The sequence below is a fragment of the Streptomyces finlayi genome (assembly GCF_014216315.1).
Lineage (GTDB): Bacteria > Actinomycetota > Actinomycetes > Streptomycetales > Streptomycetaceae > Streptomyces > Streptomyces finlayi_A.
The window spans coordinates 1,758,470-1,772,858 of the sequence record NZ_CP045702.1; the positions used below are offsets into that span (position 1 = coordinate 1,758,470).

At 70.0% G+C, this 14,389-nt stretch carries 18 protein-coding genes; 17 read left to right on the forward strand and 1 reads right to left on the reverse strand.

From position 1 onward, the window contains the following. Positions 1 to 22 precede the first annotated feature (22 nt). From F0344_RS07950 to F0344_RS08030, 17 genes are all read left to right on the forward strand, one after another. Positions 23 to 412: a hypothetical protein gene (locus tag F0344_RS07950; protein ID WP_185298109.1), complete on the forward strand. Its 390-nt coding sequence runs from the start codon at positions 23 to 25 to the stop codon at positions 410 to 412. Continuing rightward, complete coding sequence (locus F0344_RS07955) at positions 409 to 1,212, forward strand: DUF317 domain-containing protein (protein WP_185298110.1); 804 nt, start codon at positions 409 to 411, stop codon at positions 1,210 to 1,212. Before F0344_RS07950 ends, F0344_RS07955 begins: the two co-directional genes overlap by 4 nt. A 29-nt stretch (positions 1,213 to 1,241) precedes the next feature. Next, a complete protein-coding gene (locus tag F0344_RS07960) occupies positions 1,242 to 1,598 on the forward strand; it encodes a hypothetical protein (protein WP_185298111.1) in 357 nt (118 codons plus the stop codon). Then, positions 1,589 to 2,407, forward strand: coding sequence for a DUF317 domain-containing protein (locus F0344_RS07965; RefSeq protein WP_185298112.1), 819 nt, complete (start codon positions 1,589 to 1,591; stop codon positions 2,405 to 2,407). Before F0344_RS07960 ends, F0344_RS07965 begins: the two co-directional genes overlap by 10 nt. A gap of 309 nt (positions 2,408 to 2,716) precedes the next feature. Next, on the forward strand, positions 2,717 to 2,998 hold the full coding sequence (locus F0344_RS35585) for a hypothetical protein (protein ID WP_258049756.1): 282 nt from the start codon (positions 2,717 to 2,719) through the stop codon (positions 2,996 to 2,998). Between the two features lie 2 nt (positions 2,999 to 3,000). Next, a complete protein-coding gene (locus F0344_RS07975; protein ID WP_258049757.1) occupies positions 3,001 to 3,771 on the forward strand; it encodes a DUF317 domain-containing protein in 771 nt (256 codons plus the stop codon). Positions 3,772 to 3,805: 34 nt separating this feature from the next. Continuing rightward, positions 3,806 to 5,593 (forward strand): type IV secretory system conjugative DNA transfer family protein, encoded by a 1,788-nt coding sequence (locus F0344_RS07980; protein WP_185298114.1) that lies wholly within the window; start codon positions 3,806 to 3,808, stop codon positions 5,591 to 5,593. Between the two features lie 46 nt (positions 5,594 to 5,639). Next, a complete protein-coding gene (locus F0344_RS07985; RefSeq protein ID WP_185298115.1) occupies positions 5,640 to 6,026 on the forward strand; it encodes a hypothetical protein in 387 nt (128 codons plus the stop codon). Positions 6,027 to 6,089: 63 nt separating this feature from the next. Continuing rightward, positions 6,090 to 6,239 carry a hypothetical protein gene (locus F0344_RS07990; protein WP_185298116.1) on the forward strand — a complete coding sequence of 50 codons (150 nt, stop codon included), beginning with the start codon at positions 6,090 to 6,092 and terminating at the stop codon, positions 6,237 to 6,239. A gap of 56 nt (positions 6,240 to 6,295) precedes the next feature. Further along, the gene (locus F0344_RS07995; protein WP_185298117.1) at positions 6,296 to 6,889 is read left to right on the forward strand and encodes a hypothetical protein; all 594 of its coding nucleotides are present in this window, start codon (positions 6,296 to 6,298) and stop codon (positions 6,887 to 6,889) included. Beyond that, positions 6,832 to 7,155: a hypothetical protein gene (locus F0344_RS08000; protein ID WP_185298118.1), complete on the forward strand. Its 324-nt coding sequence runs from the start codon at positions 6,832 to 6,834 to the stop codon at positions 7,153 to 7,155. Before F0344_RS07995 ends, F0344_RS08000 begins: the two co-directional genes overlap by 58 nt. A 46-nt stretch (positions 7,156 to 7,201) precedes the next feature. Further along, positions 7,202 to 8,002 (forward strand): tryptophan synthase subunit alpha, encoded by an 801-nt coding sequence (locus F0344_RS08005; RefSeq protein ID WP_185298119.1) that lies wholly within the window; start codon positions 7,202 to 7,204, stop codon positions 8,000 to 8,002. Further along, positions 7,995 to 8,462: a hypothetical protein gene (locus F0344_RS08010; RefSeq protein WP_185298120.1), complete on the forward strand. Its 468-nt coding sequence runs from the start codon at positions 7,995 to 7,997 to the stop codon at positions 8,460 to 8,462. The genes F0344_RS08005 and F0344_RS08010 overlap by 8 nt, the downstream gene beginning before the upstream one ends. A 66-nt stretch (positions 8,463 to 8,528) precedes the next feature. Beyond that, complete coding sequence (locus F0344_RS08015; protein ID WP_258050250.1) at positions 8,529 to 9,410, forward strand: hypothetical protein; 882 nt, start codon at positions 8,529 to 8,531, stop codon at positions 9,408 to 9,410. After that, the gene (locus F0344_RS08020) at positions 9,407 to 10,678 is read left to right on the forward strand and encodes a DNA cytosine methyltransferase (protein ID WP_185298122.1); all 1,272 of its coding nucleotides are present in this window, start codon (positions 9,407 to 9,409) and stop codon (positions 10,676 to 10,678) included. The genes F0344_RS08015 and F0344_RS08020 overlap by 4 nt, the downstream gene beginning before the upstream one ends. Continuing rightward, the gene (locus F0344_RS08025) at positions 10,678 to 11,805 is read left to right on the forward strand and encodes a DnaB-like helicase N-terminal domain-containing protein (RefSeq protein WP_185298123.1); all 1,128 of its coding nucleotides are present in this window, start codon (positions 10,678 to 10,680) and stop codon (positions 11,803 to 11,805) included. The genes F0344_RS08020 and F0344_RS08025 overlap by 1 nt, the downstream gene beginning before the upstream one ends. A 62-nt stretch (positions 11,806 to 11,867) precedes the next feature. Beyond that, entirely contained in the window at positions 11,868 to 13,238 is a 1,371-nt protein-coding gene (locus F0344_RS08030; protein WP_185298124.1) for a DUF317 domain-containing protein, read from the forward strand. A gap of 163 nt (positions 13,239 to 13,401) precedes the next feature. On the opposite strand, the gene F0344_RS08035 is transcribed toward F0344_RS08030, so the two are convergent. Next, positions 13,402 to 14,277, reverse strand: a complete 876-nt coding sequence (locus F0344_RS08035) for a DUF5655 domain-containing protein (protein ID WP_185298125.1) — start codon at positions 14,275 to 14,277, stop codon at positions 13,402 to 13,404. Positions 14,278 to 14,389: the final 112 nt, after the last annotated feature.

Below are 14,389 nucleotides of genomic sequence, written 5' to 3' on the forward strand. Positions count from 1 at the left end.
AGCCCATCCACCCAGGAGGCACATGACCGACCTGTCGTCCTACCCCGTACGCCTCGCCGAGGACATCACCGGCCTGCTCAGGACGCTGGATGACCACCTCGCCCAAGCCTCGCCCCAGATAGCCGCACAGATCCTCGGCAAGATCCTCGACCCCGACAACGGCGTCCTCACCGGGGTGACGGAGCTGATGGAAACCGGGTCGCGGTTCGCCCGGGACAACGTCCACCGCGGCGCTCTCCCGCCCGAGGTGTGGCTGGCCATGGGCCGCGCCGCCAACGAGTTGCACGACGTCGGCACAGACCTCAGCGATCACACCGACGCGCTGCGGCAGTTCGCGAAACCCCCGGCACCGGCCAGCACCGCGCCGCCGAAACCGGTGGCATCCGCCATGGTTGTGCGGCGGAGCCGGTGAAGAACAAGCAGTGGCAGGGCTGGGGAGCAGGCGAACAGGCCCAGCAGCACTACCTCATCGAGCCCCGCTCCCTCGCGGGCGGCGGCGACGTGCGCCACGTCTCCGAATTCCTGCGCGCCTCCGGCTGGCGGGACAAGTCGAAAACGGGCGGCCCCCTGGCCATGGAAAGCCCGGACCGCACCGTCCGCATCGCCTACGACCCCTACGTCCTGCCCGGCGGGTGGTCGATCCACGGCGCCGCGAGCGGCCACCAGGACGAGTGGTGGGCCGTCCTCGGCCGGCAGACGCCGGTGGAGATCGTCGCCGGTCTCACCGACGCCCTCACCCAGCCCCGCTCCGCGCACGCCCCCAACGTCTGGGCGCCGCTACAGGACCAGAACTGGAGCGACCAGCCCCACCCCGACCATGTAACCGCGACCAGTCCCGACGGCAACGCCTGGGTGCAGTACCACCAGAGCCCCGGCAGCGAGTCGATGTGGTGGGCCGGGGCGAAGGACGGCCAAGGCAACGGCTGGACCGCCCAGTTCGCACCCAGTACGCCGATGCACCTCGTGCAAGCCTTCTCGACCGCGCTCGCCAGCCCCGAGCCCGTGATGCGCCCGCTCGGCCGCGTCCCGCACAGCACACAGATCCGCACCACATCCGTCTCTGTGCTGCCCTCCCAGCTCAGCGCCTGGCAGCAGGCCCGGATCACCGCCGCCCGTGCCGCCACCTGGGCACGCAACACCACCCGAGGCAGCCGGCCCCGCACCACGGCCCGCCCCCACGCCAATGCCGGTGGCACCCGAACCCGCCGCTGACCTTTCGCCCCGCACCATCGAGGAGACCCATGCCCGCACTCACCCCGGACACCATCCGCACCGCGACCGAGACCCTCTCCCGCCTCACCGACTACCTGCTCGGCAATCCCCACCCCGAAGAGGCACTCGCCCTGGCCGAGCCCCTGCTGGATGAGCACACGGGCATACCCATGCAGCTCGCCGACATCCTGCGTGCCCTCGCCCGCACCGTGCAGGAGCACCCCGACACCCCCCGTAACCTGGAAGCCGACTTCCTGGTAGCGGAGTTGCGCGACGCGGCGTGGGAGCAGTCCGACCAGCACACCCTGCACTACGCCCTGGACGACCTGCGCGCCCTGGTCGAGAAGGCTCCCGCGAGCGAGCCGGAGTGCTGCTGGTGCCGGTGAGTGAACGGCAGCTCGCCGCCTTCGCCGCCAAGCACGCCGGGCAGATCCCGTTCGACACCAGCCCGCGCCACCTCGCCGGAGGAGGGGACGCGCGCCACGTCACCCACGGCCTGGCCGCCGCCGGATGGAAAGCCGTCTCCGACCCGCTGAGTGCCGAGATCGTCCTGCGCAGTCCTGACCTCCGCCACCACCTCAAGTTCGACCCGCAGTCCACCACCTCCGCATGGTGGTGGCTGCAGGCCGAGCACACCGACACCGAGCGAGGCTGGCACGCCGAGTTCGGCGAACTCCTCCCCGCCGAATTCCTCGCCGGCCTTACCGACGCGCTCATCTCCCCGGCACCCGCCTCGCATCCGGAACCCCTCACGGTGCTCAGGGCTGCGGGCTGGCAGGTCGGGCCGGACGACGCGGCGGTATCGCCGGACGGCATGTGCCACGCAGAGCAGCTTTCCCACCGGGACGCCCCGGCGTACTGGCGCGTTGAGACGTGCGAGCCGGGATACGGAACCCCCATGGGCCCGCGGATCTGGCACGCGTATTTCGACGCCAACACGCCCGAACACCTCGTGACCGCGTTCGTCACCGCACTCGCCGACCCCGCACCGCTCCAGCGCGCCATGTACGACCGCACCGCTCACTACAGCGCCGTGCAAGTGCCCAGCCCACTCACTCCGCAGCAGACGGTCGACGCGCACACCACCCGCATCGATTCGCTCCGCTCACACGCACGCGCAGCCCGCCGGCAGGCAACGAAACCCGCGACGACCCCGGCGACGACCAGTGCCGCCCGTCCGACCGTCCGCCGCTGAACCGACAGGACCCTGACCATCTCCGCCGATCACACCGCCCACCGCGAGTACCTCCGCCACCTCGACAGCTACCTGAGCGACAGCAAGCAGACCCTGGACGCCTGGGACGTCTACTCCGACGAACACACCGACCTCGACGGCTGGCCGCACGACGACCACGCCTACGGGCTGCGCGCCAGCCAGCGCGACGCCGACACCCACACGGCGTTCGAGCCACTGCGCACCAACGCCCGCCTCCTGCTGGGCACCGCAGAAACGCAGCTCGCCCACCTGCCCGCGAACACCGTACAGAGCCGCTGGGTCTACCAGTTGGGCGTCCTGCACGCCGCGCTCGAACGGCTCGAAGGGCTGCAGGAACAGTGGACGACGACCCTCGACACGCTCCCCGCCAACGCCCGGCCCGGGAGCCCGGTCTTCGACAACGCCCTCGCCGAGCACCACGCCGAATCATGGAGCTACCTCGACGACTGGGCCACCCACGGCCAGGCATTGCGGGAGATCAACTCCGCAGCCCTGAAAGCCCCCTCGCGTCTGGCGCCGCCACCGACCACGGCCCCCGTAACCGGCCGGGCCGCCCCGGTGAGGAAGTGAGTGTGCCCCCGCCCACCGAGAGTGTCGAGGTCGAGTTCATCACCCCGCGTCACCTGGCCGGGGGCGGAGACCCCGCCTGGGTCACCGTCCCGCTCCACCGCGCCTGCGGCTGGAGCTACGGCCATGACCCCCTGATGCCGCGCGTGCTGCTTTCCAGCCCCGACCAGAAGGCGCTCCTGCGCCTGGAGCCCGACCCCGACGGCCAGTGGTGGACCCTCCAACACGCCCCGGAGCCGGACCGGTCCGCCTGGTACGCGAGCTTCGGCGCCCGCACTCCCGTCGAGATCATTGCCGCGTTCACCGACGCCCTCACCGACCCGGCTCCGGCGGCGGCTGCCGACCCGTACAAGACGCTCCAGCAGGTCGGCTGGTCGCCTTACGGAGAGTGCGGCCTCGTGTCGCCCGACAACAAGGCGTACGTCGAGAGCCTGGGCACGCCGAAGGCTCCAGGGGCGTGGTTCGTCACCGTCACGCTCGGGCTGCAGAAGCAGGTGTGGCAGGCCCGATTCGGCGAGCACACGCCTGCGCACCTCGTCGCCGCGTTCACCGCTGCGCTCGCCGACCCGAGCCCCGTGCCGCGCACCGACAGCCTGCACGGCCTGGTGGCCCACGACCCCAACCTCATCGCCCGCACCCGCCGCGAGGTGCCCGCCGTGCAGGTCGCCACGGCTCTGGAAGAGCGTGTCCGCTCCCTGGCCGGCCGCCGCGCCGGACCTCCGGCGTGTCCTAGCCCGCTGCGACCGCCGCCTGCCACGAACGGCCGCAGCCGCTGACCCCTCCGTCCCCACCCCGGAAGCGCGTAGCCCTTTGCCCCCCTCCTCCAACAGCTCCACCGACGGGTACGACCTCGTCCTGCGCCTCCTGGTCGGAGTGCTCGCCGTCGTCGTTCCCCTGTCCCACCTCGCCTGGCTGTCCGGCAACATTGCCGCCTACCTGACCGGCATCACCTGGGCGCCGTACCAGCCGACCAACGCCCTGCTCCATCCCGAACGCCTATGGCCCCAGGCAGGGGAAACGTCCCTGCTCATCAGCACCCGTATCGTCCCCGTGCTCCTCCTCCTGGCCCTCGGTGCAGCGGCCGGCATCCTGTGGTCCCGGCACAAGAACCGCAGCGGCGGCCGGAAGAAGATCACCGACATGGCCAAGGCCCGGGACATCCAGCCGCTGATGGCCAAGGCGATCACCAACAAGGCCCGTTCGCTGCGCCCGAGCCTGAAGGACGCCAAGCACATCGACGCGAAGGACACCGGCATCCTGCTCGGCAACCTCCAAGGCAGCCGCCACGAGGTGCGGATGGGCTTCGAGGACGTCGCCGTCGCGATCATGGCCCCCCGGTCCGGCAAGACCACTTCGCTCGCCATCCCCTCCATGCTCGCCGCCCCCGGCCCGGTCCTTCTGACGTCGAACAAGGCCGCCGGGGATGCCTTCACCACCGCCTACGACGCCCGCACTCAGGTGGGACGGGTGTGGACCATGGACCCGCAGCAGATCGCCCACGCAGCCCGCGAAATGTGGTGGAACCCCCTCGCCAGCGCGAAAACCCTCGACGGCGCAGGCCGGTTGGCCGGTCACTTCCTCGCCGCGAGCGTGGATGCGAGCGCGCAGGGCGACTTCTGGTCCAAGGCCGGCAGCAACATCCTGTCCCAGCTCCTACTGGCCGCAGCCCTCGACGAGCGGCCGATCACCGACATCATGCAGTGGCTCGCCTTCCCCGCCGACCGCACCCCGCTCGACATCCTCCGCGACCATGATTTCGCCGCAGTCGCCGCCCAGCTCAAGGGCACCGTCGAAGGACCGCCGGAGACACGGGACGGCATCTACGAGACCGCCCGCCAGTACGCCGCCGCCCTGCTCAACACCGAGATCGCGGCATGGGTGACGCCGCAGAAGGACGTCCCCGAGTTCCGGCCCGCGCAGTTCGTCACCTCCACCGACACGCTGTTCCTGCTGAGCAAGGACGGCGGCGGCGGAGCCTCGGCATTGATCGCCGCCTGCGCGGACTCGGTCATGCGCGCGGCGACCGCCCAGGCCGAGCGCGCCGGCGGACGTCTCGACCCGCCGATGCTGGCGATCCTCGACGAGGCCGCCAACGTCTGCAAAATCTCGGACCTTCCGGACCTGTACTCCCACCTCGGCAGCCGCGGGATCATCCCGATCACCATCCTCCAGAGCTACCGCCAGGGCCAGAAAGTCTGGGGTGACGCGGGCATGGACGCCATGTGGTCCGCCTCGACCGTGAAGGTCATCGGGGCCGGCATCGACGACCCCGACTTCGCCGACAAGCTCTCCCGGCTCATCGGCGACCACGACGTGGAAACCACCTCCACCTCCCACTCCGACTCCGGCAAGTCGACCTCGGTGAGCATGCGACAGGAGCGGATCCTGCCCGCCGACGCGATCCGCGCCCTTCCCAAGGGCACCGCCCTGTGCTTCGCCACCGGCATGCGGGCCGCGATGCTCGACCTCCGTCCGTGGTACCAGGAGCCCGGCGCCGACGAGCTGTCCGCCGCCTCGGCCCACGCGTCCAAGGGCATCACCGCCCGCGCCATCGCCAAGCACGCTCTCCAGCAGGACGACTACGGCAGCGCCGCGTAGCTGTACCCAGCAACTGGAAGTCCTGTCCACCAGCCAGTACGCGGCCATGAAGGACGGGCACTGGAACCTCGCCAAACTCGCTGAAGCCTCCGCCCAGGTGTCGCACGCCGGAGCCCTGTGCGCCCGCGCCATCCACGCACGCACCGAAACGCTGCTCTACGACGACGCCGACGAGACACCCGAGGCGAGCCGCACTGTCCTGGCCGAGGCCGCCGAGAAGATGGGCTTCGCGTCCCAGGTGTACGTCGGGCTGGCACAACAGCTCTCCCGGCGAACCCTCTCCGCCGCCGCCCAGCAAGAGGACCAGCGGCTCATCCAGCACGCCCTCGCGGAGCTCGGAACTCCCGGCACCCCGTCCGCGGCGGCGCCCGCGGCGGAGAACAGTCTGCCCCCGCTCCCAGCGATACGCGGAGCCGCGCCGAGGAAACGGTGACCGCGGCCCGCTCAAACCTCCGGGCGTTGCACCCTCGGGCACGTCCCCTGACTGGAATCGCTCATGGACAGCTACGAACCCCACGACCTCGACGAGATGACGCCCACCCATTCCGAGCGGACCACCCGGAACTGCGGCACCTCGTCGCATCCGCTGATCCCCACATGTGCACCCGCCACTCAGGTCGCACGGGCGGCTGTCGCCCGCCTCTGATCTCTCGCCCTGCCCCCTCCTCCAACCCCGACCGCTAGGGAGAACTGCCCGGCCCCATGACGACACCAGGCTCTGACCAGCAACTCTTTGAAGTGCCGACACCACCTACGCCACCCGAGCAGCTCCTGCTTCTCGCGGCGGCCTTCACCCGGCACAACGACGCCCTCGTGGCTCTCAATTTCGAAGTCCCGCTCCCGGGGGCAGCGATCGGCGGGCACCACGTCAGCTCCGCGCAGCGGCTGGCCCGTGGCACTCTCGCCGCGATCAATGCAGTCAAGAACCAGCCGCTCTACCACCACGTCGAAACCGGCGACACCCTCGTGCGGCTCAACCAACTGGCATACCTGGCAACCGAGTCCGCCGACCATCTCATCGACGCCTCGGACATCCTCAGCACTGCGGCCAGAAAGGCAGCCGGCCTGGGTGACGAGCACGCCCACCCCTCCGTCATCTCGGCGGCGAGCCGTCGCGTCAGGCTTGCCGGCGAGTTGACCGCGCTCGCCCCGAGGCATCGGTCGAGGCCGCCGCCCACGTCGCCACAGAGATGCGCCGCCGCAGCCGCCCTCTTCCAACAGCTAGTGAGGACGTCGCTTTGTCGGCCACCCAGTACACCGCGCTGCAGGCCGCCGCCCGCGGGCACGTCCGCGTGACGGAGATGCTCGGCAAGCAGTACGTCCACAACCGCGACGGCGGAATGACGATCAGCACCATCCGCTCCCTCGAGGCCAAGGGCCTGCTGCAGCGCGAACCCCTGCCGGCCTCCTTCGCAGGGTCCGATCACCGGGCACGCCTCCACCTCACCTCCCATGGCGTCACGGCACTCGCACGCGCCTACGGCCGCCCCCATCCCGCCGCCCCAGACACCCGCGTCGCCCCGAAGCCCGCACTCGGCTCGACGGCGGTACGTACCCGCTGACCAGCACGGCCCGGGGCCTTGACGCCCGCCACCCACGAAAGCCCTCATGCCCGACGCATCCCAGTTCCTTGCCACCGTTCTCGCCCAGCCCCATCCCGCCCTCGGCGTCTTCGTTCCGGCAGGGCTGCATCCACCCGCTGCCGAGCGTCGGCTCATCGACGCGCTCACCCGCGCAGGCAGCGGCCTGATTGAGATCGGACTGCCTTCACATTCCGCGCCCCTCGATGGGCCAGTCATACGGGCCGCCTACCACCAGGCCCTGCGGCAAGGAACCGATCTGGCCCGCACGTTGCGTGCAGTCGAGCACGCGGCGGGCCGGGCCCCGACGGTGGTGATGGCCTACTGGGAGCCCGTCCAGCACGAGGGTCCGGAGCGGCTGGCTCTCGCCTGTGCGGCAGCCGGGGCTGCCGGTGTGATGGTCGTCGATCTTCCCGCGTGCATGGCCGGACGCTGGCGCGACGCCACGCAGGACGCGGGCCTGTGCGCCCCACGCCTCGTTCCGCGCCACACCCCCGGCACCGGCCTCGCGAGCGCGACCGCCGGTGCGTCGGGATGGCTCTACGCGCCCGCCAGCACGGCCACCACCGGCTACCAGGGCGCCCTGGACATTCCAGCCCTCGGCGCCTTCATCCAGCGCCTTCGCGCAGCGAGCCCGCTGCCCGTGGTCTCGGGGGTGGGGATCTCCACCCCGGGCCTCGCAGCATGTGTCGCCCCGCTGGTGGACGCGGTCGTGATCGGCACCCCCATCGTCCGCGCCCTGGCCGCCGACCCCGCCCAAGCCCCCTCGCTGATCGCATCGTTCGCCCGGGCCCTTCACCCGACCAGCACCACGGAGACCCGTGCCTGACTACCTCGCCCCGACCGAGGCCCTTTCCAACCTGACCACCGAAGCGCTCGACCTGCACCGAGCCCTGCGCGGCAGCGGCAGTGTCCACGTGCGCACCTTGGCCGCTCGGATCACCGAAGCCCAGACCCTTTCCGGCAACGCCCTGCGACTGCTCCTCACCCTCGCCCAGGACCAGCCGCGCAGCCGGGTCAAAGACCTGCTCCTCCTGGAACGGGTCGCGCAGATCGCCAAGGCTGGCCAGGACGCGGGCGCCGAACTGGCCGCGGCCCTCGCCCGTGCCGTGGAGAACCAACGCCGTTGTGCCGGCGCAGCGTCGGGGCCAGTGGTTCTGATCGGCCCCTCGCCGCAGCAGTTCATCGAGTCGGCTGCCGACCTCCTCGACTGCATTCCCGCCCATTACCACGCGATATACCGCGACGGCCTGCTGCCGCCCAATCTCCCCACGCACCAGCCCTCTTGAGGGCACCCCGTTTCCCTCACCCCAGGACAGGCCATTTCAGATCAGCCTCAATTCCGTGCCCTCTCGCTGGGTGCGGGAGTTCAGTCCAGCACCCTCCTCGCCCTCTCAGCGGAAGGAATTCTTCCCAAGGTCGATTACGCAATCTTCGCCGACACAGGTTGGGAGCCCGAAGCCGTTTACTCTCACTTGGACCGTCTGGAACATGAGATAGCAAGACCTGCTGGCATACACGTTTTTCGCGTCTCGTCCGGCAACATTCGCAGTGACGCCTTGAATCCCGATCGTCGATTCGCCTCCATGCCTCTTCACGTCCTCAATAAGGACGGCCGACCTGGGATGACTCGGCGGCAATGCACTGGCGAATATAAAATAAGGCCCATCAAGCAGAAGGTTCGCGAACTGCTCGGCCACCCCTATCCGTCACGGATCCCCACGGGGGTTTTCGTCGAGCAGTGGGTCGGCATCTCCACCGATGAATTCCATAGGGCCAAGGATGCCGACGTCAAATACATGCATAATCGGCATCCCCTGCTGGACCTGGGCTGGAGCCGAGCGGACTGCATCCGTTACCTGACCTCGCTCGGGCTGGCAGAAACACCAAAATCAAGTTGCCTTGGGTGCCCTTTCCACGGCAACGCCCAGTGGAGACACATCAGGGATACGTCTCCTTCTGAATGGGCGGACGTGGTCGCATTCGACGCCGCCATTCGTCAGGGAAATGCGCGCGCCAACGCAACGGGTAACAGGCTACTCGGCGAGGCATTTCTGCACCGCTCCCGCGTCCCCCTGAGCCAGGCGCCGATCGACCATGTCACCGCTGCGGAGCGGGCCGCCCTCCAGGACGAGGCGGACAAGCTGGAGAACGGTGTCGTGGACGGCTGCTCGCCCTGGGCGTGCCGCGGGGATACGGACGCGCCGGCGCAGGACGACTTCGGGCTGGCCACTTGATAGTTGATCTCTTCGCGGGTCCGGGTGGCTGGAGCAGAGCACTGGGAGTGCTCGGTGTTCGGGACGTCGGCCTGGAGTGGGACGAGTGGGCCTGCAAGACCCGGGTGGCCGCAAGCCAGTTGACGGTGCGGACCGACGTGGCGATGTATCCGACGTGGCCCTTCATCGGCCGTACCCGCGGGCTGATCGCGTCCCCTCCGTGCCAGGCATGGAGCATGGCCGGCAAGCGACTCGGCCTGGTGGACCAGCCGCTCGTACACGAGGCCGTCGAGAACCTCGCCGCCGGCCGCGACATTCGCGAACGCCTCCTCGCCGCCTGCCGCGACGAGCGCTCCCTGCTCGCGGCGGAACCGATGCGCTACCTCCACGCCCTGAACGCCGTCGGCGAACCCGAGTGGGTCGCCATGGAGGAGGTCCCGGACGTCCTGCCCTTGTGGAAGCAGTACGCCGCCGTCCTGAGGTCCTGGGGCTTCTCGACCTGGTGCGGCATCCTGAACGCGGCCGACTACGGCGTACCGCAGACCCGCAGGCGGGCGATCCTGCTCGCTTCCCGGGTGCGCACTGCCCAGCCCCCCACTCCGACACACGCCCAAGTCGGCGAGCCTGACTCGCTGTTCGGGCCGGGCCGCACGCGCTGGGTCAGCATGGCCGAGGCTCTGGGATGGGGCGCCACCGACCGGCCCGTTCCCACCGTCTGCGCCGGCGGCGGACCCGGCGGCGGCCCCGAACCCTTCCCCTCCGGGTCCCGCAAGACCCTGTCCGACGCCCGGGAGCGGGGTACCTGGACACCGCGGCCGGACGGGATCGTCCTGCAGTCCCGCCGCGAAGGCGCCGGGTGGGCGGCCCGGCACGGGGCCCGCGAGAACCGGGCCGCGAGCGCTCCGGCGCCGACGTTCACCGCTGAGGCGCACCGCTGGTCCTGGTCCCTGCGGAGCAACAACCAGGCCAACGCCACCATCCGCTCCATCGAGGAGCCGGCGGGGACGCTGTTCTTCGGGCACCGCGCTAATGAATGCACCTGGATCGCCGAACCACCCGCCGCTCAGCAGGAAGACGCGGCGTCGGCGCCCGTCCCGGAGCCGATTCGTATCACCGCCCGCGAGGCCGGCACCCTGCAGACCTTCCCGGCGAACTACCCCTGGGCGGGCAACAAGGGCCAGCAGTTCTCGCAGATCGGCAACGCCGTGCCCCCGTTGCTCGCGGCCCACCTGCTCGCCCCGCACTTGAACATTGCCCTCAACCCCGACGACTTCACCCTGGCCGCCTGATGCCCCGCACTCCCGCACCCGACGAGGACGACCTCGACTCCATCCCGCCGCCGCACCCGGTCTTCTACGTCGAGCAGGCCCTCCTCGGTGCTCTCCTGCTCGACCCGCAGCACCTTCGCGACGTGACCGGGATCGGACCCGACGCGTTCTCCACCGCGGCCCATGCAGCCCTGTTCACCGCGATCCGCTCCCTGCCGGCCCCCGACCCGGCCGAACACGCCAAGAACACGAAGTGGCTCGCCGCCGTGCTCACTGCCGCCCGCGAGCAGGCGCGCGGGCTGTCCGCCCCGTACCTGCACCATCTGATCCAGGTCTGCCCCTGGCCCCGGCACGCACCCGCGTATGCGCGGATGGTCGAGGCCGAGCACTCCCGGCGCCGTCTGGCGGGGGCCGCTCAGCGCCTCATGCACACCGCAGAGGACACCACGCTCCCGCAGCGCGTGGCCATGACGCTCGCCGAGGCCGATGCCCTCGCCACCGTGGTGGATGAGATCGCGGCGCGGTTCCCTCCACACGCCGGTTCCCTGCCCCGCACTCCGACTCCTGAGCCGACCGCAGCCCACGACGAGGACGCGGTCGACGAGGAGCGGCTGCTGCTCGCGACAGCGACCGTGCACCCCAGCGACGTCGAGCAGATGCGATGGCTCGTGCCCGGCGACTTCACGCAGCCTTTGCACGCCGGGCTGTGGCAGAGCCTGATCACCCTGACCCGGCGCCATGCGCCCGTCGATCCGGTGACGGTCCTGTGGGAAGCACGGCAACGCGGTCTGCTCGGCCCCGGGGCCGAGCCGCGAGAGCTGCTGGAACTCCTTGCCGGACCGGTCGGCTCCCCGGAGCACTGGGGCGAGCGCGTCCTGCAGCGCTCACTCCTCGCGACAACTCGGCACGTCGGCCGGCGGATCGAGGCGTTCACCAACGACCCGGCCACCACTCCGTACCAACTCGTCGTCGGCAGCCGCCGCGCGCTCGCCGACCTGTCCTCCCTACGCACCCGTTGGCAGCACGCCACCTCCTCACCGACTCCGGCGCAACGGACCGGACGCCCCAAGGCCACGAAGGCCACGGCCGTGCCCCGCGCCGGCCCCCCACGGACCACAGCACCGCCCGCCGCGCGCAGTTCCCGCTGACCCCCACCCGCCGGTCGCCGAACCCCCAGTGGTCCGGCGACCGGCAGAAGAGAGCCCCCTTCGTGACGACACCCGCCCTCGACGCGCACGTCCGCCTCGACAGCCACCCCACCCACTCCAGTGCCGTGACCGCCTCCCTGACCGGCGCCCAGGCCCACATCGCCCACCTGGCGCTGGAGGCCGACGGCTGGACCCCAGTCGGCGAGAACATCCTCGTCCTGGCCCGCATCGACAGCGAGGAGCCCTACTGGGCACAGCAGGCCGCCAGCGCCCTGAACGTCGCGGGGATCACCACCGAGATCACCCCCGGGCTGCGGGAGGCGATCGACGAGGAGTGGACCTGGGCCAACTATCCGATGCCCTGGTGCACCCGCAGCGAGATCCGTGAAGTCTCAGCCGAGGCCCAGAAGATTCACGACGACATCCGCCACGGCCATCTCCTCATCCACGCCCACGCCCAGGACGGCCACACCACCGTCGCGGTCGGCACGTACCTCAGCGGCGGGAAGAGCGTCTACCTTCACGGCGAGAATCACCTGCGGCAGATCGCCGACACCTTCGACTCGCCCGCCCAAGCCCTTGTCGCCTTCGAGAAGATGCACGGTGACACCATGCGTCCCGGCCCGGCACGCATGACCGACACCGAACGCGCTGCCGCTAAAGCCCAAACCCAGCTCGGCGCACCGGCTGTCGAGCCCGAGCCGCCGAGCCCAGGACCAGAGACCGTCCCGGTGTATGCCGGCGACGTCAGCGATCACGATGCCCTTCTGGACACCTTCCTCGACGCTCACAGCGACTGGTCGAAGTGGAGGACCTGGTCCGACGAGACCACCCACGCCATCCACGAAGACCAGACCCTGCGCATCGAGCTCATCCACGAATCGCCCGCCGACGACACCGCCTGGACCGTAGCGGCCTACGAGACACCGGTCTCCGACCGCATGTGGGCCCTCACCGCCACCGGCGCCACCCCCGCCCCCGTGCTGCAGGAACTGCTGGATGACCTCGCCGACGGCGAGTGGGACACCGCCGTCGGCACGCCGGTGGACGAGAAGACCGTCACCACCGCCACGCAGCCCCTTACCGACGCCGGGTGGAACCACACCGTAGACGGGCGATGGATCCGCTGGACAACCCCCGCCGGGGACGCCGGAGTCCAGTTCGACGCCTTCGCCGCCCAACATCATCCGGAACAGGCCCTCGCCACCTGGACTGTCTGGGCCGGCCCGAACCCCGACCGCCCCACCTGGACCCTCCACGCATCTCCGCACACCCCCAGCTCACTGCTGGCCAACCTCTCCGAGAACCTCGCCCACGGAACCGGCACCCACCAGGCGCAGGCCATCGGCCACGAACGCAGAGCCAACCTCGCCGCCTCACCGCCGACAATCCCAGCACCCAAGGCCGGCCCTGCAGTCAGCCGTACACGCTGAGCGCTGGGCCGTCGAAGCGGGGCAACATAGCGCCAGATCGCCGGTTAGCCAAACCGGCGATCCCGCGCATCATTGGTAGTCCACCGCCACGATCTGCCCGTGCGTCGAAAGGCACCACCCGCACCGAGTACCAAACCGCTTTAGCCAGATGCCCGGCAACCCTTCAGGCTGCTGCGTAGCTCGCCCGGAACAGATCCTCGGCACGCTCCACGTCCCGCGGGGTGCGCAGCTGCACCTCCAGGTCGCCCGTGCCGTGGTGGCCGAGTCCCGTCACGTTCCGGGTGAACCCGGGAATGAGATCGACCGCTTTTGGGTCGGCCTTGAGGTAGACGAGGAGTTTGCTCCGCTGTGGCGGGCAGACGCAGGCGAAGTTCCGCAGACGCTGATACGCCCGGTATTGCTTGCGCTGGATGCGGTTCACGCCGTTCCCCAGGCCCAGCAGTGCCTCGTCAACCGCCCGTACCAGCTCGTCCATCGGCTCACTCCGACCACCGACGAGCGTCTGCCGTTGCGCCCGGCGGGCTGTCGGTGTCCGGACGCTGACTGACGCCACGGTCTCAAGGCCCAGCAGCTCGCTGCCGAAAAGGCGGTAGCGCACCAGGTCGATGCTGCGCCGGTGCTCACGGACCGCGTGCACGTCGTAGCGCGTGAAGTCGCCGGCGATACAGATCAACCGCGGTCCGCTCCAGAGCACCTGGGCCGCAGCCGTCACCCCGAGCCGGTCGCGGACCAGGTGCTCGAACTCGCGGCGGTGGTCCACCAGCCACGAGAGGTAGAACAAGCCCTGGTTGATGACGCCGGCATCGACGCCACGCTTGTACTCCACGATGACCGGTGAGCCGTTCTCGTCGAGACCGAGCGAGTCGATCCGACCGCCGTGGACCGGCCCGGTGCTGTACTCGCTCGCCAGGAATCGGACACCCAGCAACGTCTCCATGTGCGCCTCGACGAGGCTCTGCACATCCGCCTCGACATCAGCAAGACGCGGCGTGACCTCGGTCACGCCGCTCTTTGTGTTGAACAGCTTCAGGCCCGACACCTTCCCCTCCTCGGTATGAATGCCGCAGGAGAACGCCCCCAAGGGCACAAATATTTCCGAAGGAGTCAACGGGCTGACTCGTTGCGATACCCCCGGGCATCGCAGCAGCTTG

Bases quoted from the DNA above. Each gene is read 5' to 3' on its own strand.
- F0344_RS07950 (WP_185298109.1), top strand. From the start codon at position 23: ATGACCGACCTGTCGTCCTACCCCGTACGCCTCGCCGAGGACATCACC.
- F0344_RS07960 (WP_185298111.1), top strand. From the start codon at position 1,242: ATGCCCGCACTCACCCCGGACACCATCCGCACCGCGACCGAGACCCTC.
- F0344_RS07985 (WP_185298115.1), top strand. From the start codon at position 5,640: ATGAAGGACGGGCACTGGAACCTCGCCAAACTCGCTGAAGCCTCCGCC.
- F0344_RS07990 (WP_185298116.1), top strand. From the start codon at position 6,090: ATGGACAGCTACGAACCCCACGACCTCGACGAGATGACGCCCACCCAT.
- F0344_RS07995 (WP_185298117.1), top strand. From the start codon at position 6,296: ATGACGACACCAGGCTCTGACCAGCAACTCTTTGAAGTGCCGACACCA.
- F0344_RS08005 (WP_185298119.1), top strand. From the start codon at position 7,202: ATGCCCGACGCATCCCAGTTCCTTGCCACCGTTCTCGCCCAGCCCCAT.
- F0344_RS08025 (WP_185298123.1), top strand. From the start codon at position 10,678: ATGCCCCGCACTCCCGCACCCGACGAGGACGACCTCGACTCCATCCCG.